Origin of the sequence: Sedimenticola thiotaurini (genome assembly GCF_001007875.1) — a bacterium.
Taxonomy (GTDB): domain Bacteria; phylum Pseudomonadota; class Gammaproteobacteria; order Chromatiales; family Chromatiaceae; genus Sedimenticola; species Sedimenticola thiotaurini.
In genome coordinates, this window is record NZ_CP011412.1 from 2,337,722 (window position 1) to 2,359,532 (window position 21,811).

Consider the following 21,811-nt stretch of genomic DNA (forward strand, 5'->3'; position numbering starts at 1 on the left):
CTTCTCTGATTTTCCAACTGACTATTGTGTTAAGTGCCTATTACACCGTCACAACATTACGGTTTGATGACAGATCGCGCGAGTCGCCTGACCGGACCAGAACGGTCAGTGAGCAGTTACCAACTGAACAGCACCCACTGGGGAATGGAGATATTGCCGGGACGCGCCTCTTCACGAACATCAAGCACGCCATCCCCATTGCTGTCCAGCAGGTAGTAGGGAGGGCCTGCAACCGGGGTGATCTTCACCATGTAGAGCCGACCACTGATGCGATACTCCTCGGTGGTTCCCTTGTCGCTTTCGATAATGGTCACTTCCGGCTCCAGCACCTCGCCGCTCTCCACCTGGGGCGGTATTTCCGGGGGCTGGGGCAGGGCAGCAGACTCCTGCGCCAAAACCGGCAATGGCGCCAGCAGCATGAACAGTGTGGCCAATAAAATCTTTTTCATCTTCTTCTCGTTTCCTTTTCCGGGCGATCTGCCCTACATCAATAGGTACCAGACAAACCCCACTATTTCTGAGATCGGAGTTCAAACACCAGCGATCGGCATCCGCTCCGGCCCGGTCGCAAACCCAGGATAAAACTGACCGCTTCCCTATTTGATTCTAGCGTCCCTGCCACGATTTACCCAGACCGCCCCGCTGATCAGCACAGCACTGAAATCATATTACAGTTCCAGGAGGATTTCCTGCTCGGAAATTGAGGGTTCGAAACCACGCGTCTCATAGTGGGCAAAGATGGCATCCACCACCTCCTGCGGCTCTTCACACAGCTGCACCAGTTCCAGATCACCCGGTGAGATAGTGCCGTTCCCGCACATGGTGGTGCGCATCCACTCCAGCAGCCCGCCCCAGAACTGGCCATTTACCAGGATAACCGGGATGCGCCGGGTCTTGCCGGTCTGGATCAGGGTGAGGATCTCGGCGAACTCGTCCAGGGTGCCGAAACCGCCCGGCATCACCACGTAGGCGGATGCATGTTTCACAAACATCACCTTGCGGGAGAAAAAGTGCCTGAAATGGAGGGATACATCCTGATATTCATTCGGCTTCTGCTCCTTGGGCAGCTCAATATTGAGCCCCACGCTGGGCGCCCTCCCCCGGTAGCCACCCTTGTTGGCCGCCTCCATGATGCCCGGACCACCGCCACTGACCACCGCAAAACCGCTTTCCGACAGCAGATAGGCGATCTGTTCCGCCTTCTGGTAATCCGCACTATCCCGGCTGACCCGGGCAGACCCGAAGATACTGACCGCCGGCCAGATCCCCGAAAGCCGTTCAAACCCCTCCACGAACTCGGCCATAATCTGGAACACCTTCCAGGATTCCCGTGACAGCTGGCTCTGCTGCGGCCGTTCACCATACGCTTTATTCTTTCCCATCTGGTCTATATCCTCGCTTTTCCGCATAATACCGGCGGTGACCTGCCAGCACGTCCACGCAAACCCTTTAGATTCTATCCTGTTTTCTGTTTTAAAGAGATGTCCGACCTGAATCCCAGTCAGCAAGAGGCTGCCCGACATATTGATACCCCGCTCCTGGTGCTGGCCGGCGCGGGCTCGGGCAAGACGCGCGTGATAACCCGTAAAATCGCCTACCTGATCGAGACTATCGGCCTGCAACCACGCCACATCACCGCCGTCACCTTCACCAACAAGGCGGCCCGGGAGATGAAAGAGCGGGTGACGGCCCTGTTGAAAGGCCGCAACAGTCAGGGCCTGACCATCTCCACTTTCCACACCCTGGGACTCAACATCATCCGTCGCGAACACAAGCTGCTGGGACTGAAATCGGGCTTCACCATCTTTGACGCCCAGGATGCCGAGAGCCTGATCAAAGAGCTGCTGCGCAAGGGCAATGGGGATGACGAGGTCGCCTCCAGCTATCAGTGGCGGATCTCCGAATGGAAGAACGACATGCTCAGCCCGGAGCAGGCACTGAGTCAAGCGGAGAGCGACCTGGATCAGCGCTCGGCCCTGCTCTACGCCCACTACCAGCGCTCCCTGCGGGCCTTCAACGCGGTGGATTTCGATGACCTGATCCTGCTGCCGGTACAGCTGTTCCGGGAGTCCCCGGAGACCCTGGAGCAGTGGCAGAATCGCATCCGCCACCTACTGGTGGACGAGTACCAGGACACCAACCTGAGCCAATACGAGCTGGTGCGCCAGCTGGTGGGCGTACGCCAGGCCCTCACCGTGGTGGGGGACGATGACCAGTCGATCTACGCCTGGCGCGGCGCCCGACCGGAGAACCTGATCCGCCTGAAGGAGGATTTCCCCCGGCTCAAGGTGGTGAAACTGGAGCAGAACTACCGCTCCTCGGGGCGTATCCTGAGAGCGGCCAACAGCCTGATTGCCCATAATCCCCACGTGTTCGAAAAGCGCCTCTGGTGCGACCTGGGTCCCGGCGAGCCGATTCGCGTGATGAGTTGTAAAAACGAGCTGCACGAGGCGGAAAAGGTGGTCTCCGAGATCATTCATCACAAGTTCACCTCCGGCGCCGCCCATGGCGACTACGCCATCCTCTACCGCGGCAACCACCAGGCCAAGCTGTTTGAATCGGCCCTGCGCCAGCACAACATCCCCTACTTTCTCAGTGGCGGTACCTCCTTTTTCAGCCGGGCCGAGATAAAGGATGTGATGGCCTACCTGCGCCTGCTGGCCAACCCGGACGACGATGCCGCCTTCCTGCGTATCGTCAACACCCCGCGGCGGGAGATCGGCGCCACCACCCTGGAGCGGCTGGGTAACTATGCCACCGAACGGGATGTGAGCCTGCTGACCGCCTGTACCGAACTGGGCCTGGAACAGCACCTCTCCGCCCGGCCACTGGAGCGGCTGCGGGAGTTCGCGGCCTGGATAAACCTGTTCCAGCAACGGGCCGAGAACGACCATCCGGTACAGACCGTTCGGGACATGCTGCGGGAGCTGCAGTACGAGGACTGGCTGTACGAAAAGGCCTCCAGCGACAAGGTGGCGGAACGGCGCTGGGAGAATGTACTGGACCTGGTGCAGTGGCTGGACAGCCTGCACAAGGGCGACCGGGTGGGTGAGAGCCTGGCCGAGATGGTTAACCACCTGGCCCTGCAGGACATCCTGGAGCGGCAGGAGGATGACAGCGGTAACGACCAGGTCCACCTGATGACCCTGCACGCCTCCAAGGGGCTGGAGTTCCCCCACGTGTTTCTGGTGGGCATGGAGGAGGAACTGCTACCCCACAAGAGCAGCATTGAAGAGGACAACATCGAGGAGGAGCGCCGCCTAGCCTATGTAGGTATCACCCGGGCCCAGCGCACCCTGACCATCAGTTTTGCCGAGAAGCGCAAGCGTTTTGGCGAGATCATCGCCTGTGAACCGAGCCGCTTCCTGGGCGAACTGCCGGAGGCCGATCTGAAATGGGAGGGACGACAGGGCGACAGTCGGTCAAAAGAGGAGAAACAGGAGCGGGGCAATGCCCATCTCGCCAATCTGCGCAACCTGCTGGGTGACTAGAAGATCCGCTCAGACAGCCTGATCATCAAACAGCACCGTCACTCAGCAAACAAAAAAAGGGCACGCCGATAGCATGCCCTTTTTGTTCCAGCCACTGGCTAGTTTAACGTGGCTGGTTACTCAGCCAGGTGGCAATGGCCTGGATATCCTCATCGGAAACCGCCGCCATGATCCCTTTCATCACAGCCGACTGTCCGTTGCTACGGGCACCGCTCTTGATATCGGTCATCTGATTGGCGATGTACTGCTGCGGCAACCCTGCCACTTTCGGATAGATAGGCATAATGGGGGTCTTGCCATCGGCCCCGTGGCAGGCCGTACAACCCTTGGCCACGTAGAGTGCGGCGCCAGGATCATCGGACCCCGCTGCCGGGGCGGCGGCCGCTGCCTCGGGCGCCGGAGCGGCGGCCGCAGCGGGAGCTGCTGCTTCCGAAGCCGGGGCGGCAGGGGCGGCTGGAGCGGCCGGTTCAGCGGAAGCCGCCTGGGCCTGCCCTTCTATCGCGACCTGGCCAACCGGCTTGATACGTTCGATCACCTCACTCCTCTCCTGCGCCAGCAACGGTGCACTCACTACCAGGGCAGCAACACTCGCCATCGTCATACGCTTCATAAGGGAAACAGCTCTAGGGTTCACAATCTAACTCCTTATACATGGTGATCAAGTGGATGGGCGACAGACGCCAGACATCGGCCAACCCCGGATTCAATTCGGCGCAGTATAACGACAACCGCAATAAAGATCGACTGTCAAGCCGGTATTCGGGCCGGAAAACCGGGCTGATGGGATGGACGTAACCGGCACCTCAGGGTAAGATACGCCCTCTTCGCCCGCCGCAGCACCGAAACGGCGGTCAGGAATCTCAAGCGCCCGTAGCTCAGCTGGATAGAGTACTGCCCTCCGAAGGCAGGGGTCACAGGTTCGAATCCTGTCGGGCGCGCCATTTTTCAGGCTCACGGGACAGCAGTGAGCAGCGCCCCACCCCCATTTGCTCCAATCCAGTCCACAATGACTTAAACCGGCGACGGTTCGACAGTACTCCGGGATATAGCAGATCGTGCTCTCCCTATCCTATACCGACCACGCCCTTCTCCGCGCGCCACACGAAGAGTCTGTGCCGGTAACGCAGCACCTGCGCTCAACGGTTCGCAGTGACGCCAGCCGATCAAAAATCCCCGCGACTGCTTTTCCGCCAACCGTGGACAGGAGGCGCTGTCACGGTATGATAACGGTCTGGCGTCGGCCATGACCTGCAACACCCGACCGGGTAGTGCTCTAGCGGTAGAACACCCATCTGTCGCCACCCGTAAATTCTGGATACGGATATCCATTCACTGTGGAGAGTAACCGATGAAAAAACTCCAGACACTGATTGCCGACAACGAAGACTGGCTGATTGAGCGGGTACTGTTCTATGCCAAGAAGCACGGCTATACCCAATTCACCTCGACCCTGAAGGAGGCCTGGCGGGCCTCGATCCAGGGACTCTCCGCGCCCCTGATCGATGCCCTGACCATTTTCGGGAACTTACCGGACCTGCACGCCGGTACAGACTTCACCAAAAACCCGATTACCACCTTTGGCGTGCAACAGGCCATTCAGCACCGGGCACGGGGAGTAACCTTACAGCTGTTTCTGGGACTGAATAAATACTATCGTCAAACCTACGTCGACCTGGTCATGGAAGATCGGCTTCCCAGCGAGGAAAAGGAGCGTTATCGACTGTTCATTGAACGTTTTTTCGATCTGATTGAGCTGGGTTTCTGCTCCGAATGGACCAATGCCACCGAGAGTAAAAAACTGGCCGAGACACAGGAGCGCAACCGCGCTCTGGCCAATGAGAAAAACAAGTACCTGACCATATTTGAAAGCCTTAAAGACCCGGTCATTCTGCTGGACGATGAAGGTGCCATCCAGAACATGAATCATGCCGCCCATGAGTTGTTTGTGGGCAATCGGGATCCCGGCGCACTCTATTATGGTGCAGATCAGAAGCACTCCATTGAGAACCAGGTGGACTTTCTGAAAGCCCACATCGGTGAATCGGATAAATTTGAAATCGCACTCAAGACCAAAGATGGTATGCAGGAATTTGAAGTGCGGGTTCAGCGTATGCTGGATGTAAGCGACAAATTTCTCGGCACGGTGATGATCCTGAATAACGTGGCCGCCTACAAACGCGCCAATGAACTGGCCGAAGCCGCCAGCAAAATGAAGTCGTCTTTCCTGGCCACCATGAGTCATGAGATCCGCACCCCCATCAACGGCATTCTCGGCATGGCCAACCTGTTGATGGACACCCCGTTATCCCAGGACCAGATGGATTACCTGGAGAAGATCACCTCGTCGGGCGAGGTGCTCATGGCTGTTCTGAATGACATTCTCGATTACTCCAAGATCGAAGCCGGTGTGCTGACCCTGGAAACGGTCGACTTCAACCTGTGCGAGGTGATGGAACAGGTGGCCGAACTGGTCGCCCCCGCCGCCACCAAGAAAGGACTGGAATTCGGTTTATCGCTATCTGAAGAAGTGCCCTGTTTCCTGCTGGGCGATCCGGGAAAAATCCGCCAGGTGCTCCTGAACCTGGCCAGTAACGCGGTCAAATTCACGCCGTCCGGCTCGGTCACGATGGAAGTGCAGTGTAACCAGGAAAGCGATAAGCCGATGGTTCGTTTCAATGTCATCGATACCGGGATTGGTGTATCAGAAGAGAAGATTGACCACCTGTTCGAACCCTTCACCCAGGAGAACGCCTCCATTACGCGTCTCTATGGTGGCACCGGCCTGGGACTGGCAATCTGCAAAAAACTGGTGACTGCCATGGACGGGACCATCACCTGCAGCAACACCGGTCAGGGCAGTATCTTTACGTTTGAAGTTCCGTTACATGAAGGCAAACCCCAGTCATCTTCCGGGGAAGTGATTTCACAAGTCTGGAAACCGCGCTCCCTGGATGTCCTGCTGGTTGAGGACAATGAAGTCAACATGCTGGTCGCCGAAGGTTTTCTGAAACGCCAGGGCCATAATGTATTCAGAGCCGGCAGTGCCGAAGATGCCCTCGATCAGCTGGCTGAGAGGCCATTTGAACTTATCCTGATGGATATCCGCCTGCCGGGCATGAGCGGCCTGGATGCGGTCCGTGCGATTCGCGCTTCCAGGGACAAGTTGTGTGCCCGCACACCCATCATTGTACTTAGCGCCAATGTGATTCGCAGTGAAGTGGAGAAGTGTTTTGTGGCAGGTGCAAACGGTTTTCTGGGTAAACCGTTCACACCGGAAGATATGGAAAGCGCCATCAGCGACTGCCTGTCGGAACATGCCGGTGTTGCACGCATCACCAACAAACCGCAACAGAAAACCTATCCGCTTATTGATCCCAAAGTGATGCAGCAGCACCTGGAACTGCTGGGTCCGCAGCCTGCCACCCGAATCATCACAGCCTTTATGGATACAGCCCCCCAAACCATCGAGACACTGCGACAGGCGTTGGACAACAGGGCATATGCAGACGTGGCTGACCAGGCCCACAGCTTGAAAAGCGCCGTCGGCAACGTCGGCCTGGTTCACGCCGCCGACCTGGCCAAGCAACTGGAGATCGCCGCCAACGAGCAGAATCAGGATAGATCCCTGGCAATCTACCAGGCACTTGAAACCAACTTCCGACAGTCGCTACGACTACTGCAGGAGGGGTGGGAGAACGTCTTGTCAGATCATGTCGCCTGAGTAGTGAAGAGGGTCCGGATCGCTTTATTCACCGGCTCCGGCAAATACATAACCGACACCGTGTACCGTGATAATCATGGACGGAGCGTGGGGGTCGGGTTCAATCTTGCGCCGGATGCGGCCGATCAGTACGTCTACCGTCCGGTCATTGGGTGCCCAATCCCGGTTACTGGTGTAGTCCAGCAGATTATCCCGGGACATGACGCGGTTGGGATTGTTGACCAGGGCGGAGAGCAACTCAAACTCACCACGGGTCAGACGCACATCCTCTCCCTCTGGTGATTCCAGGCTGCGGGTGTTCATGTTCAGTGACCAGCCGGAGAACTTTTTAATCCGCTCATCACTTTTCGCCATCCGGGCGGCGTTGATTCTGGCCAGCAGGTTCTTGGCACGCACCAGCAGCTCACGGGGATTGAACGGCTTGGTGACATAATCGTCCGCCCCCATCTCCAGCGCCACAATCCGGTCAACCTCATCCGACTTGCCGGTCACCATGATCACGCCCACCGTGGACTGCTGACGCAGCTCCCTTAACAGGGTCAGTCCATCTTCACCGGGGAGGCGTATATCCAGCATGATCAGGTCCACATCACCTTTGGCAAAAGCGGCACGCATCTGCTCCCCATCCACCGCCTCGGTAACCCGATAACCCTCCTTCTCGAAATAGCTGGAAAGCGTCACCCGGCTGGTCGCATCATCCTCAACGACAAGAATATGATTCTTACCGGCCACTGCCACCCCCTGGAAATTAAAGCGGAACACTGCTGAACGTTTACAACCTGTTCACAAACTTCTACAGGCCATTCATCGCCTAGGATAACGGCATTTACACCCCCTTTCTAGCATTTGGGACAGTCTCGATTTCTTTGTTATCCACGCGAGATTCCCAGGAGGAAAAAATGTTAGTTAAATTCTGGAAGGTCTTACGAAAACCTTCTGCCAAATACTCACTTGGCCTGCTCCTGACCTTGGGTATTGTCGTAGGCATTATCGGCTGGGGCGGCTTCCATACTGTCATGGAAGCGACCAATGACCTGGAGTTCTGTATCTCCTGTCATGAAATGGAGAATACGGTCTACCAGGAGTACAAGAAGACCGTGCACTACACCAACCGCAGCGGTGTACGGGCCATCTGTTCCGATTGCCATGTCCCCAAGGAGTGGGGTCCAAAAGTAATCCGCAAGATCAAGGCATCCGCCGAGATCTATCACAAGCTGGTCGGCAGCATCGACACTAAGGAGAAGTTCGAAGCCAAGCGGCTGGAACTGGCCCAGAACGTCTGGGCGGCCATGGAAGCAACCGATTCCCGGGAATGCCGCAACTGTCACTCCTGGGAGGCCATGGATCCGACCAAGCAGCAGGAAAAATCGGTCAAGCAGATGAAGAAGGGCCGGGAGAACGGCGAGACCTGTATCGCCTGCCATAAAGGTATTGCCCACAAGCTACCTGACATGTCCCAGGGATACAAGGCGATGTACGAGGAGTTACAGGCCCTGGCCAAGAAAGAGGAAGCCAAGGCCGACACCCTGTACACCGTGGAGACCCAGTCCTTTTTCAGCACCGAGGAACAGGCCGCCAATGGCAAGAAGCCGGATGGACGCCTGCTGGGCCTGACGGAAGTGAGCGTACTGGAACGCAAAGGCGATCTGCTCAAAGTAAGAATCGATGGCTGGCAACAGGACAAGGTGGGTGGACTCATCTATGCCCTGCAGGGCAAGCGCATCTTTTCGGCAGCACTGGGTAAGAAGATTCGCGACAAGGTGGTGATCCACAAGACCGAACTGGACACTGACACCGAACTCACCTGGCACCAGGTCAGCCTGGATGTCTGGGTACCGAAGGGCAAGTTACTGGCCAATAAAGGCAAGTTGCTGGCCTACGGAAAAGAGATGTTCAGCGCCAGCTGCAGTGTCTGTCACTCAACACCGGCACCCGAGCACTCCCTGGCCAACCAGTGGATCGGCACCCTGAAGGCGATGAAGCGGTTCATCTCCCTGGACAAGGAGCAGTATCGGTTCCTGCAGAAGTACCTGCAGTTCAATGCCCAGGATACCAGTGGAGGCAAATACCATGGGTAAGGAAACGGTTTCTGCCCTGCCGGCGATTGATCGCCCCATGGCTTATCGCTGGCTGGCCGGGCTCTACTCCAACGAGTTGACCCCGGAGATGCTGGAAAACTATGCCGGCACCGAGGGGCAGGTGGCATTGAACGCCTTGGCCGCGGAGCCATGCTTCGCCCCGGTGATCGGCACCATCCGAAAGCTCACGGAACAGCCGGACCAGTTCCAGTCAGCTGCCCTGGATCTTGCCACCCACTTCGCTTACCTGTTTCTTGGCGTTGGCGGGCGGTACTCGGCACCGCCCTACCAGTCGGCCTATAGCGATAAAAGCGGGATGCTTTTTCAACAGAGCACGACCGAGATGGATGCGGTACTCCGGGAACTGGATCTCTCCGTAGTGAGCGAACTGAAAGAGCCGCCGGATCATATCGCCATCCAGCTGAGCGTCATGGCGCAGTTGGCGGATAAAAGTGTCAGCGCCAACCTTGAGGACGGGGTTGCGGGAGCTGAGCTGATTGAGCAGCAGATGAACTTTATCGATCGCCATCTGCTGAACTGGACACCGGCTTTCAGGGACGACTGTATTCTCAACGACAAGGGTGATTTCTACGCCAACCTGGCCCGGGCCACGGTGCAGTACCTGGCCCGGGACCGGGCCTGGCTGGCGGCGATCGAAAGTGGTGACTGAGCCGTCATTCATCGTTGGTTTACAAACTTATACAGCCTGTTCATTACCCATAGGTACGGTATTTACCTTCGGCTGATATACAAGAACAGACTTTTGAATAAACAGTAGATATCAGGCGGAAGCATCTCGTGAGAAGCCCCGCTTTGGCTAAATGGAAAAGGAGAATTGACCATGTCATCATCCCGTTCGAATCATATATCACGCCGTGATTTTCTGAAGAGCGTATCGGCAATTGGCGCGCTTGGGGCGATCTCACCATCCCTGCTGATGTCAGGGGCCGCCTATGCCGCAGCCAATGGCGAAGTGCTCACCGGTTCTCACTGGGGCGCTTTCCGGGCTGAGGTCAAGGATGGCCGCTGGGTCGGCGTCAAACCCTGGGAAGGGGATCCCCATCCCTCGCACCAGCTGAAAGGCGTTATGGATTCGGTCTATTCCGCCTCGCGCATCAAGTATCCGATGGTGCGGCGTGCTTTCCTGGAGAAGGGTCCAGGCGCTGCGGTTGAAGAGCGGGGCGCCGGCGACTTTGTCCGCGTCTCCTGGGACAAGGCTCTCGACCTGGTGGCGAACGAACTGAAACGGGTCAACAAGACCTATGGACCGGAAGGCGTCTATGCCGGCTCCTATGGCTGGAAGAGCTCCGGCAAACTGCACAACTGCCAGAGTCTGCTGCGGCGGGCACTCAACGTTGGCCTGAATGGCGGCTTCGTCAACAGCACCGGCGATTATTCAACTGCCGCCTCCCAGGTGATCATGCCCCACGTTATGGGTACGCTGGAAGTTTACGAACAGCAGACGGTCTGGCCCGTGGTGGTCGAGCATACCGATACCCTGGTGTTCTGGGGCGCCGATCCGGTTAAGACCAACCAGATCAGCTGGACCGTGGCCGATCACGACACCTACACCTATCTGCAGGAGTTCAAGGATACCGGTAAGAAGGTGATCTGCATCGACCCGTTCAAGACCGAGACTGCCAAGTTCTTCAACGCCGAGTGGATCCCCATCCGTCCCCATACCGATACCGCGCTGATGCTGGGTGTCGCCCATACCCTCTATGTGGAAGGTAAACACGACGCCGATTTCCTTGACGAGTACACCTTCGGCTTTGACAAATTCCTGCCCTACCTGATGGGTGAGACCGACGGCACTCCCAAGTCCGCCGAGTGGGCCGCTAACATCTGTGAAGTTCCCGCAGAACAGATTAAATCCCTCGCCAACCTGTTCACGGAAGGTCGCACCATGCTGGCCAGCGGCTGGTCAATTCAGCGTCAGCACCATGGCGAACAGTCCCACTGGATGCTGGTAACACTGGCTTCCATGCTGGGCCAGATCGGCCTGCCGGGTGGTGGCTTCGGTCTCAGCTACCACTACTCCTGCGGCGGCTGCCCGTCCGCAACCAGCCCGATTTTGCCGGGCATCACCGACGGCGGCCAGGCTGTTGAAGGGGCCGCATGGCTGAGTAATGCCGGCGCTGCCAACATTCCGGTCTCCCGCGTGGTCGAGATGCTGGAGAACCCGGGTGGTGACTTCGACTTCAACGGCAAACGGGCCAAGTATCCCAATGCAAAACTGGCCTACTGGGTCGGTGGTAATCCGTTCGCCCATCACCAGGATCGCAACCGCATGATCAAGGCGTGGCAGAAACTGGAGACGGTGGTGGTTCAGGATTTCCAATGGACCGCGACTGCCCGCTTCGCCGACATCGTGCTGCCCGCCACTTCATCCTATGAGCGTAACGATATCGAACACATCGGTGACTACTCACTGAAGGCGATCCTGGCCATGAAGAAAGTGATCGATCCGGTTTTCGAAGCCCGCAATGACTACGACATCTTTGCCGACATTGCCGAGCGCCTGGGTAACCGGGAAGCCTTCACCGAAGGCAAGAGCGAGCTGGAGTGGATCCAGTCCTTCTATAGCGAAGCTGAGAAACAGGGTCAGGCCCAGCAGATGGATGTTCCGGACTTTGAAAGCTTCTGGAAAGAGGGTGTGGCCGTATTCCCGATCTCTGACGAGGCGAAACAGTTTGTCCGCTATGGTGATTATCGTGAAGATCCCCTGTTGGAGCCCCTGGGTACCCCGACCGGCAAGATCGAGATCTATTCGAAAAATATCGAGAAGATGAACTACGACGATTGTCCTCCCCACCCGACCTGGATGGAGCCGATCGAACGCCTGAATGGTCCTGGTGCCAAGTACCCGCTCCACATCAATTCGTCACACCCCAATGATCGTCTGCACTCCCAGTTGTGCGGTACGGTGCTGCGGGAGAGCTATGCGGTGGCCGGACGTGAGCCCTGTGTCATCAATCCCCAGGATGCAGCAGCGCGGGGTATCAAAGACGGTGACGTGGTAAGGGTCTTCAATGATCGCGGTCAGGTTCTGGCCGGCGCAATCATCAGTGAGGACACCCGGCCCGGCGTTATCCGGCTCTACGAGGGGGGCTGGTACAACCCGGTTGAAGGTGGCAAACCCGGCTCACTGGACGCCTATGGTGACGTCAACTGCCTGACCCCGGGCCTGGGTACCTCCAAACTGGCCCAGGGCAACTGCGGTCATACCGGACTGGCCGACGTGGAGAAGTTCACCGGCACCCTGCCGGAAGTGACCGTGTTTGACGCCCCGAAAGGAGCCTGAACCCACGCTCCACTTTGAGGTGGGCATTCGGGCCCACCTTTTTCAACCGAGGAAAAACAATGCCAAGTGCAAAAGATCCTTTTGAACGCAAGTACCAAACGATCCATGGCGTACCCATGGCTTATGTGGATGAAGGCGAAGGCTCGCCGGTGGTATTTCTGCATGGCAACCCGACCTGCTCCTATATCTGGCGCAACGTAATCCCCTATCTGCAAGGATCCCGACGCTGTATCGCACCGGACCTGGTGGGCATGGGTGATTCCGGCAAGTTGCCGGACTCCGGACCTGACAGCTACACCTACGCCGATCACCGCAAGTATCTGTTTGGCCTGCTCGATGCACTTGACTTGGGGAACGATGTCACCCTGGTTCTGCATGACTGGGGCGGTGCACTGGGGTTTGACTGGGCCCGCAATCACGCCGATCAGGTAAAAGGGATCGCCTACATGGAAGCGATGACCATGCCCCTGACCTGGGAACTGATGCCTGAGTCAGCCATTGAGGCGTTCAAGGGGTTCCGTACAGAAGGCGTCGGCGAAAAGATGTGCCTGGAAGACAACATGTTCGTGGAACAGGTTATCCCCATGGCGGTAATCCGGGAACTCGGTGAGGAAGAGCGCGCCGCTTACCGCAAACCCTACCTGGAACCGGGAGAGGGCCGTCGTCCCACGTTGACCTGGCCTCGACAGATTCCGATCGAGGGGGAACCGGCGGATGTGACTGCCGCACTGGAGGCCAATTGTGAATGGCTGCAGCAGTCGCCGGTTCGGAAACTGCTGTTTCGGGTTGAACCCGGAATGATGGTCACCGGAAAAGTACTGGAGTTCTGTCAATCCCTGCCCAATCAGACCGAAGTGGCGGTCAAGGGTGCCCACTATGTACAGGAGGATTCACCGGACGAAATCGGAAAGGCGATTGCCGAATGGATTTAATTAACAGTTTACCAAGTAACACGATTCACTTTTCATGAGCGTTTAACCCTCAAGGTCTCGGTTCCGATGAACGTCATTCAACATCATGATCCACTGTTCCGGGTAATCCCGAGACCTTTTTTTTTAATTTTTATTATCGCCATCACACTGCAATTCACCCCGCTGTTGACCACAGCCGAAGGGGCCAAACCATTCTTTACCAACAGAACAGTAAAAGTCCGTCTGCAACCCGATAAAAGCGACAAGCCCGTCGGTCGTCTGTTTGTGGCATCCCCGCTGCGGGTACTGGACCGGAAGCCGGGCTGGCTTCGGGTATCATTGAAAGGCTGGTACCAGGAGGGAGCCAAACGGGTACTGTATGCACTGCCGGGCAAACGGATCTTTACCCTGGTACTCGGCCGTTCCGCGGCGGCGGAACTGCGCGAACTCACCAGCCAGACCGATGGGGATACCGGGCTCACCTGGACAGAGGCGGTGTTTGAAGGCTGGATCCAGGACCAGGCGATTACCGACGACCTGGATAGCATCTGGAGTGCGGCCTGGGATCTGTTTGCTACCCGCTGCACGGTTTGTCATCAACGGCGTATCCCCGACAAGTACACCGCCAACCAGTGGGGTGCACTACTCAAGGTGATGGGGCCACGCACCGGCTTGCCGAAAGATGACCAGCAACTGATTCTCAAATATCTTCAGCACCACGCCCGGGACACGATCGACAACCAGGCAAGCAACTAGACATTGACCGGGCTGCTCTGTTCACCCATGGCTAGGGGTGTGACGGCTCAACCTTCCGGCTGCCCTGACGCTCAATAAAGCGTTCAATCATCCGGGCCGAAACCACCCCCACCTGACGAGCCACGACCTCGCCCTGGGGTGAGACAAGAAAGGAGGTGGGCAATCCAGGGATTGCGCCCAGTGCACTCTGTTGGGTAGGCGGGGAGATCCAGATCGGGTAGTTAATGGCGAGCTCCCGGATAAAAAAGGCTAACGCCTCCCCATCCAGCTGTTCCATGTTGATACCGATCACAACCGCATCCCGATCCTTATGCCGGGCATGAAACCGGACCAGCTCCGGTATCTCCTCCAGACAGGGGGTGCACCAGGTCGCCCAGTAATTGAACAGCCGCCACTTCCCTTCAAACTCCACCAGTGAACGGGGCTTGCCCTGCAGATCATGCAGTGACTGCTCGCCGGCGCTTGCCAGCCCGGCCAGCAGCAGGCAGCCGAGCAGTAAAATCCAACGTCCCGGGTAGCTGACACAGGATGGCTTCCGGACCTGCCGCGCCAGCGGATACCTCTGGCGATTCGGGCCGGGTGCTTTGATCTGACAGAGCGTAGCCATGACTACCGGGCCAGGGTGTATTTCAGATTAAAACTGATTTTGATCGGCAGGCTGAGGGATTCCGGCGAGGCCGGCAGTGGCAAGGCGTTTTTCAGGGCACGCTGGGTCGCCTTGTTGAGCAGACTATGCCCGCCACCCACCTGCAGACCCTGGATGCGCCCCTGTTCAGCCAGGGTGAAAGTCACTTTCACCAGCCCCTCGATACCCCGACGCCGGGCCGGTAGCGGATAGTGCTTGTACTTTTCAATATGCCGCAGCAGCTGGGCAATATAGCGATCCTTTAATTCAGACAGGTTGGGCTGCCGGGGCACCACCGGCTCGGTCTTCTCCGGCAGCGGCGGCAACTTCTGCTCCACCACCCGAGGCTGCTCAATCACCTTTTGCGGCTCTGGCTTGGGCTTGGGCTTAGGTTTCGGCTTAGGCTTGGGTTTCGGCTTAGGCTTGGGCTTGGGCTTCGGTATCGGCTTCGGCTCAGGCTTGGGTTCCGGTTTAACTACCGGCTCCGGTTCGGGTATTGGCTCCGGTTCTACCGGCACAACTTCAGGCTTTGGTTCCGGAAAGCTTATACGTACCGGGGTGGGATCAGCCTTGGCAATTTTTTCCGGCGCACTGATCACCTGACTCTGCCAACTATCCATAATGACCAGTAGATGGATGACAATAGAACAGCAGATGGCGAACAGGCGCCAGTTGATATCCCGCGCTATCACGGCTTCTCGGTTTGAATATCCAGGGCGTCGGCACCGGCCAGGCGGGCCGCATCAATAATCTGCACCGCCATGCCAAAATCGGCCTGTTGGTCACCTTTCAGGCGTACAAGACTTTTGCCCGGTGAATGGAGTGCCCCCCGTAACACCTCTTCCAGCTCCGCCATCTCGGTCTCAGCGCCATCCACCAGCAGTTGTCCTTCCGGTGTCAGGGTTACTGTCACGTACTTATCTTCCTCCATCGCGTCGCTACTGCTGGCGGTCGGCAGCTTGATGTCGATCCGCTCCTCCTCGATGAAGTGGGCCGTCAACATGAAAAACACCAGCAGCAGGAACACGATATCGATCAGTGGCGTCAGGTTCAGCACCACATTGGAGTGTCGTCTGGGTTTAGACCCCATCCGTTATTCCTTCCCATTGATGCGGCTGCTCTGCGCTGTCCTGATAGCCCTGCGACTTTCCTTCCCGCTCCAGCAGAAGGGCGATGGTGGTCTCCATATTCTGATTGCGCCGCTCCACGGCACCCTCCAGGAAGTGCAACAGGATCAGCAGGGGGATAGCGACCGCCAGGCCGACCCCGGTGGTAATCATCGCTTCCCAGATACCACCGGCGAGGGCCTGGGCATCCACTTTGCCTCCTGCCTGCTCAATTACCATGAAAGCTTTGATCATGCCGGTGATGGTACCCAGCAGGCCGAGCAGCGGTGCGGTGTTGCCCAGAATGCCCAGGGTACGAAGCCCGAACTCCATCCGTTGCAGTTCATCACTGCGCACACGGTTGCCGACACTGCGCAGATCTTCCACGTCGTGGGCATCCGCCTGCAGAATTGCATTCACAATACGGTATTCAGGCCCCGGCCTGGCGCCCGCCTGACTCAGCTTATCCGGCTGATTCAACAGGTTCCCAAGATTCTCCTGCAACGACCGGGGAAGTTTGTGCTGCCGCGCAAAGAGCAACGACCGCTCCAGCACAATAGCCAGGCCGATAGCGGAGTAGCCGACCAGTATCCAGACAACCGGCCCGCCCTTGGTTAATAGTTCGGCCATATTCATGGTGCAATCCACCCCAATACTGTGCCCATACCCATAATGATCAACAGCGTGATACTGGCATTTTCCAGTGAATTACCCCAGCGAGCCATGTGCTGTGTCAACTGCTGACCGAAATGGGCGACACCTAATGAAAAGATGACGGTCGGTACCAATACTGCACCGATTCCGAAGCCGAACCCTAGCATCATACCCGCTTTTGCGCTACCCGTTGTGGCGGCTGCCAGTATCACCATGGAGAGCGGGGCACAGGGGTTCAGGGCCATGCCGGCACCCATAAAAAACAGTCCGCCAGGCAACAGCGATACTTTCTCCCCGGGCACGGGTGGAGCCACAACAGCCTGGATTTCACGCCTTCTATTGGCGCCACAAACGGCCTGGTATCTATACCGCCGCCACAGCAGGGAGAGCGCCACCATGATGGTGGCCCCACCCAGGACCCAGCGTACCCAGGGTGCAGTGAGCCAGTCCTGCACCACCAGGCCGAGAAACCCGGAGAAAGCACCCAACAGGGCGTAACCTGTCAGGCGACCGGCGGAAAACGGCAACAGGATGCGCCAGGCGCCGCGAATACCCTCACCGGTAGCCACAAATACCGGACCCAGGTAGGGCAGGCAGGCGATATTACAGGGGCCAGCTCCAAATCCCAGGCCGAGCAACAGCACGGCGCTGAAGCTCAGCACAACCGGTTCCAGGGGCATCATGAGTCACGGACTCCTCCCGGTTTCATTTTCGACCAGAGCAACCGCAGCGTGTTTTTCTCCCACTGGGTCTGGGCCTTTTTACGAACCTTGAAGTATTGAGGATCGGCCCTGAATAGCGGGAACATGGCGTATTTCAGCTGCAGCACACCCTTATCGGGACAGAACTCCACGCAACGGCCACACAGGGTACAGTCCTCGAAGGTGACATCGCTCTTCACCATCTCGGTGTGAATCTCCCGGATATCCATCGGGCACGCCTTGGCGCAGAGCCCGCACTTCTCGCAGCGTGGCGATGCCTGCTTGACCAGCCGCAGCAGTCCCAGTTTTCTGAACACTGCATGGAGCGCCAGCATGGGGCAGATACGGCAGAACGGCTGGCGGACGGTCAGCGCCAGCGCAATCATCAGTCCAAACAGGAAGTCCGCCAGAAGGGACAGGACAATGGTGGTGGTATTGGCACTATCCACCACCAGTTGCCCGGCATCCCCATTGGCCAGGGTGGTGAGAATCCGGCTCGGGCAGATCCGGCAGAATGTGTCACCCAGATCATGGTTGACGTAACCCAGACCGGTCAGCAGCGGGAAGCCAAATACCAGCAGGCCCAGAATGGCCCATTTGACCGGCCGGGTCTTCTGTACCACAGCGGCATCAACCGACTCGATCCGCTGCAGACCCAACTTCTGCCCCAGGATCTGGATCCACTCCTGGAAGGTACCCAAGGGGCAGATCCAGCCGCAGAACGCTTTGTTCAAAAACACGAACAGCAGCAGGAATATGCCCAGGCTGATCAGGGTCGGCATCACCCCCATCAGCAGATCGCCACCCGCGCTGATCACCGTCCCGAGGCGATGATCCATCTGGTGTTGAAACGGGATCAACACACAGATATCCGAACCGTTCATATCGTAAGCACAACTCAGTGCCGGCAAGGCACCGCTGATTTTATCCGCCAGGTAGAAAGTGCCCAGGCTGCTGCCATAAACCAGCAGCACAAAGGTAACCAACTGAACCAGCTTTCGGATAACAGAGAGGTTTTTCAACGGATTCATTTCCATACCCCCTTTTTTCCGCGAGCGGCCCGACGGGTTATCAAGCCACCGAACAGGAACCCGACTCCGGCCACAGCAATGCCCCAGGGCTTGGATTGCCAGTGCTCGGGAGAGACCCGGTATTCGGCGCTCAAAGTCGTGTCATAGCGAATACCCGCTGTTTCATAGGTGGTATGAAAACTGAGGTCCGCTGTGCGCCGATCCCGGTCACCGGGGACGATATTGGGGAAGTCATCCGGTATCCGGAACACCACCCGTCCCTGATCGTCCGACACCCCCCGCAGAGAACTGCCGTTACCGGTGCGAAGCTCTACCTGCTGATCGGCCAGCAGTTGGTCCTTGTAACGCACCACAAATGCCACTTCGGCCCGTGCGTAGTAGCGGTGATGCTCCCGGGGCAGTGGATCCGGGACGATCTCCAGTGGCGTTTTTTGCGCTGCCAGCAGTTTCACCGGACTCTCGCCACTGGGTTTCCCGAACAGGTACTCGTAGCGAACAATCGCATCCACCGAATTCCCCCAATTCTTCTCCACCACGATGGCGTGGTAGTTATCCACCCCGGTGGGTGGCAGGGTGATCACGCCCATCTTGGGCTCAAGCGCGCGCTTGCTCAGATCCGGCTTCCAGAGCGTAATCTCCGCCCCCTCCCCATTGGACAGGGACAAACGCTTCGGCGCCCGGTGATGCATAGCCGGTGCAGCCGGCTTCTTACCTCCACCGGCCACGCCGTGTTCGGCTTGGCCGGCCGCCGGAACAACCCCATTGCCAACCAGCAGCAACAGGCCGAACAGCAGCACGATTAAACGATTATTGAACCAGATCATGCCGCCTCCTGTTAAAAGCTGTAGGTGTAGTTCAGCATGGCGGTACGGGGCGAACCCGCACTGTAAGACTTGTCGCCCTGAGTGTCTTTTGTAACTTCGGTGGCATAGCGCTTATCGAACAGGTTATCCACGTTCAATGAGACTTTATGGGGACCCGTCTCGTAACCCAGCATCAGGCTGGTAAGGAAGCTGTAACCGTCATATTTTTCGGTGTTGGCATTGTCCATGTAATACTCACCCCAGGTATCCGCCTGGATGCGGGCCATGAAACCGGACGGATGGTTGTAGTCGAGACTCAGGCTGTACTGATGCCGGGGCACAAAGGGAGTCTGATTGCCTGACCGATCCACGACAGTCTTGGAGGACCCGTAACCGACCACCTCTTTGAAATCCTCAAACTGGTAGTCGCTGTAGGCGTAACTCACACCAAGCCAGAGGTGCTTGCCGAGAGCCAGATTACCGCTCAGTTCAAATCCATTCTTCAGCGTCTCGCCGGCATTCTGAAACTCGGTCGTACCACCCTGGAGTACCGAGACGATCTCGTCAGTAACCGTGGTTCTGTAGAACGACAGATCCAGATTCCACTCCTTGGCCCGCGCCTTCAGGCCCACCTCGATATTCCGCGCGGTGGCCGCATCCAGGTTGGGGTTGCTCTGGATCTCCGACTCGGACGGCACCTGGCCGGATTGGGCCACCATGCCGTAGACGCTGTAGATATTGTTCAGCGCATAGGTGGCACCCAGCTTGGGCGAGAAGAGATCAAAGGAGGTATCGGTGTTGGTGAATACCGGCGCACCAAACATATCGTAACTCCCGGTCGACCAGCTGTATTCGCCGTACTCGGTCTGGTCGATATCGAAATTCATCCGGTCGTAGCGGAAACCGGCATCGATAGTCAACCGATCAGTCGGCCGCACGGTCTCCTGCAGGAACAGCCCGAACAGGCTGTTTGATGCGTCCTCGGTGGACAGCAGTGCACCCTTCCGATCGGAGTTGGTACGTACGATTTGGTTAACAAAGCCGCTCGGTCCAAAGGGTCCGTCTGGATCAACCCATACCGTGTCGACATCGGCGTACTGATACTTCTTGGAATTCTCAGTCTTGTCCAGTCGCGCCGTCACGCCGCCCACCAGGGTACTTTCACCCATCAGGTTGTGGTTGTAGGCAAACTCCAGGTCGGTACCGAACACATTGGTACCGGGATTGTCGTTGATCGCCCCGGTCACCGGATGAAAATGATCCCAGCGGTTGAAATAGAACCTTGGCTTGAACGTCAGGTTGCCGAACTCCTGTTCATAACGGCTATTAAAGAACCAGATGGTGGAGTAACGCCCACTGTTTTGCCACTGGCTGCTGGTGTTGTGTTGTTCACCGCTATTCCGGTAGGTCTGGAATTCACTGTCGGTCAGTTTGGCGGGTAACTGCAAGTCCGCCTGGGAGTAGCTCAACTCAGTCTCAAGCGTGGCGCCGCTGTCCAGCATCAGGCCATGCTTCAGGCTCAGCTGCTGGGTATCAAACCTATTCCAGTCACGCCAGCTGTTGTCAGATGCGCGATGGGAACCGGTCAGTAAGACACTGTTACTGTCGTTGATATCCTGGCTGTAACGGAAATGGAGGTTCTCCTGCCCCTCGTTGCCGATACCGAGTTTGACCCGGTTACCATCCACATCAAATACCGACTTGGAGATAATCTGAATGGTGCCACCGGAGGAGCCACTGCCGTACAGCGAACCGGGTCCCTTGGTAATTTCAATACGTTCGATATCCTGGGTATCGATAAAATCAAACCGGGAGAAGCTGTCGGGATCGGTCATGGGTACGCCATCCCGTATCACCATGATCTCACGCACCCCGTAATTGGCTTTCTGTCCGGCACCCCGAATAATCAGACGTGAGTCATAACCGCCGCTTTTGGATTCGATCAACACACCCGGAGTACCCCGGATCGCATCCTTGATATTCTGCATCTGTTCGGCGTCAATGCGCTTGGCATCGATCACACTGATGGCGGCAGGTACCTCCTTGGTACCGCGAGCGATCCGGGAAGCGGTGACACTGATGGTATCCACCGTCTCATCGGAGGCCTGTATCGATTCAGCGTATTCGCCATCGGCGGCCAACAGACCGTTGTTGAATATGAGCAGGGAAGTGGTGAGCGTTGAAAACAGCATACTGCTATGTTTGATGGTAGGCATAACTACATTCCAACCTGACAGTTTTGATAAAGGGACGTGCTGAGTGGACAACTGGATCGCCCTCAACACACGAAACTCCTGATAGCTGTGTTGAAGAAATTCCCTTTAATTTGTACGGCCAGATTGTATGACCTAGCGCTGGACAGTTCTGGACTATTGCCTACAGAAAAAAAGGAAATTTATTAATAATTACTTAATAATCACATGGTTATTAAAAGCGGCGGTTTTTTGCTGTCAGAAGTTGTGCGTTAATTCCCTCACCGTATCGGTCAACAGACTGTTTTTGTGCGCCGCAAACGGCATTGTCAACGCGTTTCTCCAGTGGTCGGACATCCAAAAACAATTGACATTTATGATTCCTTCACAGCCTTCAATTCAGACCTCATAACCTTGAGAATCAGTTGATCATATATA

Annotated in this window: 19 protein-coding genes and 1 tRNA gene; 8 read left to right on the forward strand and 12 right to left on the reverse strand. The window is 57.1% G+C overall.

Annotated features, from left to right (window positions below; translation table 11 throughout):
* Positions 1-116: 116 nt before the first annotated feature.
* On the reverse strand, positions 117-449 hold the full coding sequence (locus tag AAY24_RS10710; RefSeq protein WP_052761190.1) for a DUF2782 domain-containing protein: 333 nt from the start codon (positions 447-449) through the stop codon (positions 117-119).
* A gap of 219 nt (positions 450-668) precedes the next feature.
* Positions 669-1,382, reverse strand: coding sequence for an LOG family protein (locus tag AAY24_RS10715; RefSeq protein WP_199930349.1), 714 nt, complete (start codon positions 1,380-1,382; stop codon positions 669-671).
* 99 nt (positions 1,383-1,481) lie between these two features.
* On the opposite strand from AAY24_RS10715, the gene rep reads away from it, so the two are divergent.
* Positions 1,482-3,491, forward strand: coding sequence for a DNA helicase Rep (gene rep, locus AAY24_RS10720; RefSeq protein ID WP_046859675.1), 2,010 nt, complete (start codon positions 1,482-1,484; stop codon positions 3,489-3,491).
* 103 nt (positions 3,492-3,594) lie between these two features.
* Here rep and AAY24_RS19620 read toward each other — a convergent pair whose 3' ends face one another.
* Positions 3,595-4,101 carry a c-type cytochrome gene (locus AAY24_RS19620; protein WP_046859676.1) on the reverse strand — a complete coding sequence of 169 codons (507 nt, stop codon included), beginning with the start codon at positions 4,099-4,101 and terminating at the stop codon, positions 3,595-3,597.
* A gap of 254 nt (positions 4,102-4,355) precedes the next feature.
* On the opposite strand from AAY24_RS19620, the gene AAY24_RS10730 reads away from it, so the two are divergent.
* A tRNA-Arg gene (locus tag AAY24_RS10730) sits at positions 4,356-4,432 on the forward strand.
* A 407-nt stretch (positions 4,433-4,839) separates the two neighbouring features.
* Positions 4,840-7,212 carry an ATP-binding protein gene (locus tag AAY24_RS10735; RefSeq protein WP_046859677.1) on the forward strand — a complete coding sequence of 791 codons (2,373 nt, stop codon included), beginning with the start codon at positions 4,840-4,842 and terminating at the stop codon, positions 7,210-7,212.
* Between the two features lie 24 nt (positions 7,213-7,236).
* Here AAY24_RS10735 and torR read toward each other — a convergent pair whose 3' ends face one another.
* Positions 7,237-7,944, reverse strand: a complete 708-nt coding sequence (torR, locus tag AAY24_RS10740) for a two-component system response regulator TorR (protein WP_046861223.1) — start codon at positions 7,942-7,944, stop codon at positions 7,237-7,239.
* A gap of 167 nt (positions 7,945-8,111) precedes the next feature.
* Here torR and AAY24_RS10745 point away from each other — a divergent pair, with 167 nt between their 5' ends.
* The 5 genes from AAY24_RS10745 (at position 8,112) to AAY24_RS10765 (ending at position 14,261) form a co-directional block, all read left to right on the forward strand.
* Complete coding sequence (locus AAY24_RS10745) at positions 8,112-9,290, forward strand: NapC/NirT family cytochrome c (RefSeq protein WP_046859678.1); 1,179 nt, start codon at positions 8,112-8,114, stop codon at positions 9,288-9,290.
* Positions 9,283-9,960 (forward strand): molecular chaperone TorD, encoded by a 678-nt coding sequence (gene torD, locus AAY24_RS10750; protein ID WP_046859679.1) that lies wholly within the window; start codon positions 9,283-9,285, stop codon positions 9,958-9,960. Before AAY24_RS10745 ends, torD begins: the two co-directional genes overlap by 8 nt.
* Before the next feature lie 171 nt (positions 9,961-10,131).
* The gene (gene torA, locus AAY24_RS10755) at positions 10,132-12,594 is read left to right on the forward strand and encodes a trimethylamine-N-oxide reductase TorA (protein WP_046859680.1); all 2,463 of its coding nucleotides are present in this window, start codon (positions 10,132-10,134) and stop codon (positions 12,592-12,594) included.
* A 59-nt stretch (positions 12,595-12,653) separates the two neighbouring features.
* The gene (locus AAY24_RS10760) at positions 12,654-13,526 is read left to right on the forward strand and encodes a haloalkane dehalogenase (RefSeq protein ID WP_046859681.1); all 873 of its coding nucleotides are present in this window, start codon (positions 12,654-12,656) and stop codon (positions 13,524-13,526) included.
* Between the two features lie 66 nt (positions 13,527-13,592).
* Positions 13,593-14,261, forward strand: a complete 669-nt coding sequence (locus AAY24_RS10765) for a hypothetical protein (RefSeq protein ID WP_046859682.1) — start codon at positions 13,593-13,595, stop codon at positions 14,259-14,261.
* Positions 14,262-14,292: 31 nt separating this feature from the next.
* Here the strand turns inward: AAY24_RS10765 and AAY24_RS10770 are convergent, their stop codons facing one another.
* Genes AAY24_RS10770 through AAY24_RS10805 form a run of 8 tightly spaced genes read right to left on the reverse strand, consistent with a single transcriptional unit; the run spans position 14,293 to position 21,397 of the window.
* On the reverse strand, positions 14,293-14,868 hold the full coding sequence (locus AAY24_RS10770) for a TlpA family protein disulfide reductase (protein ID WP_082117115.1): 576 nt from the start codon (positions 14,866-14,868) through the stop codon (positions 14,293-14,295).
* A 2-nt stretch (positions 14,869-14,870) separates the two neighbouring features.
* A complete protein-coding gene (locus AAY24_RS10775) occupies positions 14,871-15,578 on the reverse strand; it encodes an energy transducer TonB (RefSeq protein ID WP_052761191.1) in 708 nt (235 codons plus the stop codon).
* Positions 15,575-15,976 carry an ExbD/TolR family protein gene (locus AAY24_RS10780; RefSeq protein ID WP_046859683.1) on the reverse strand — a complete coding sequence of 134 codons (402 nt, stop codon included), beginning with the start codon at positions 15,974-15,976 and terminating at the stop codon, positions 15,575-15,577. Before AAY24_RS10780 ends, AAY24_RS10775 begins: the two co-directional genes overlap by 4 nt.
* Positions 15,966-16,628 carry a MotA/TolQ/ExbB proton channel family protein gene (locus AAY24_RS10785; RefSeq protein ID WP_046859684.1) on the reverse strand — a complete coding sequence of 221 codons (663 nt, stop codon included), beginning with the start codon at positions 16,626-16,628 and terminating at the stop codon, positions 15,966-15,968. The genes AAY24_RS10780 and AAY24_RS10785 overlap by 11 nt, the downstream gene beginning before the upstream one ends.
* Positions 16,625-17,329, reverse strand: a complete 705-nt coding sequence (locus tag AAY24_RS10790) for a sulfite exporter TauE/SafE family protein (protein ID WP_046859685.1) — start codon at positions 17,327-17,329, stop codon at positions 16,625-16,627. Before AAY24_RS10790 ends, AAY24_RS10785 begins: the two co-directional genes overlap by 4 nt.
* The gene (locus AAY24_RS10795; protein WP_046859686.1) at positions 17,326-18,378 is read right to left on the reverse strand and encodes a 4Fe-4S binding protein; all 1,053 of its coding nucleotides are present in this window, start codon (positions 18,376-18,378) and stop codon (positions 17,326-17,328) included. The genes AAY24_RS10790 and AAY24_RS10795 overlap by 4 nt, the downstream gene beginning before the upstream one ends.
* On the reverse strand, positions 18,375-19,202 hold the full coding sequence (locus AAY24_RS10800; RefSeq protein WP_046859687.1) for a hypothetical protein: 828 nt from the start codon (positions 19,200-19,202) through the stop codon (positions 18,375-18,377). Before AAY24_RS10800 ends, AAY24_RS10795 begins: the two co-directional genes overlap by 4 nt.
* A gap of 11 nt (positions 19,203-19,213) precedes the next feature.
* Positions 19,214-21,397: a TonB-dependent receptor gene (locus AAY24_RS10805; protein ID WP_052761192.1), complete on the reverse strand. Its 2,184-nt coding sequence runs from the start codon at positions 21,395-21,397 to the stop codon at positions 19,214-19,216.
* Positions 21,398-21,811: the final 414 nt, after the last annotated feature.

Coding starts and splice junctions, on each gene's coding strand:
- AAY24_RS10710 (WP_052761190.1), bottom strand. CDS start 449: ATGAAAAAGATTTTATTGGCCACACTGTTCATGCTGCTGGCGCCATTG.
- AAY24_RS10715 (WP_199930349.1), bottom strand. CDS start 1,382: ATGGGAAAGAATAAAGCGTATGGTGAACGGCCGCAGCAGAGCCAGCTG.
- rep (WP_046859675.1), top strand. CDS start 1,482: ATGTCCGACCTGAATCCCAGTCAGCAAGAGGCTGCCCGACATATTGAT.
- AAY24_RS19620 (WP_046859676.1), bottom strand. CDS start 4,101: ATGAAGCGTATGACGATGGCGAGTGTTGCTGCCCTGGTAGTGAGTGCA.
- AAY24_RS10735 (WP_046859677.1), top strand. CDS start 4,840: ATGAAAAAACTCCAGACACTGATTGCCGACAACGAAGACTGGCTGATT.
- AAY24_RS10745 (WP_046859678.1), top strand. CDS start 8,112: ATGTTAGTTAAATTCTGGAAGGTCTTACGAAAACCTTCTGCCAAATAC.
- torD (WP_046859679.1), top strand. CDS start 9,283: ATGGGTAAGGAAACGGTTTCTGCCCTGCCGGCGATTGATCGCCCCATG.
- torA (WP_046859680.1), top strand. CDS start 10,132: ATGTCATCATCCCGTTCGAATCATATATCACGCCGTGATTTTCTGAAG.
- AAY24_RS10760 (WP_046859681.1), top strand. CDS start 12,654: ATGCCAAGTGCAAAAGATCCTTTTGAACGCAAGTACCAAACGATCCAT.
- AAY24_RS10765 (WP_046859682.1), top strand. CDS start 13,593: ATGAACGTCATTCAACATCATGATCCACTGTTCCGGGTAATCCCGAGA.
- AAY24_RS10770 (WP_082117115.1), bottom strand. CDS start 14,868: ATGGCTACGCTCTGTCAGATCAAAGCACCCGGCCCGAATCGCCAGAGG.
- AAY24_RS10780 (WP_046859683.1), bottom strand. CDS start 15,976: ATGGGGTCTAAACCCAGACGACACTCCAATGTGGTGCTGAACCTGACG.
- AAY24_RS10785 (WP_046859684.1), bottom strand. CDS start 16,628: ATGAATATGGCCGAACTATTAACCAAGGGCGGGCCGGTTGTCTGGATA.
- AAY24_RS10790 (WP_046859685.1), bottom strand. CDS start 17,329: ATGATGCCCCTGGAACCGGTTGTGCTGAGCTTCAGCGCCGTGCTGTTG.
- AAY24_RS10795 (WP_046859686.1), bottom strand. CDS start 18,378: ATGAATCCGTTGAAAAACCTCTCTGTTATCCGAAAGCTGGTTCAGTTG.
- AAY24_RS10800 (WP_046859687.1), bottom strand. CDS start 19,202: ATGATCTGGTTCAATAATCGTTTAATCGTGCTGCTGTTCGGCCTGTTG.
- AAY24_RS10805 (WP_052761192.1), bottom strand. CDS start 21,397: ATGCCTACCATCAAACATAGCAGTATGCTGTTTTCAACGCTCACCACT.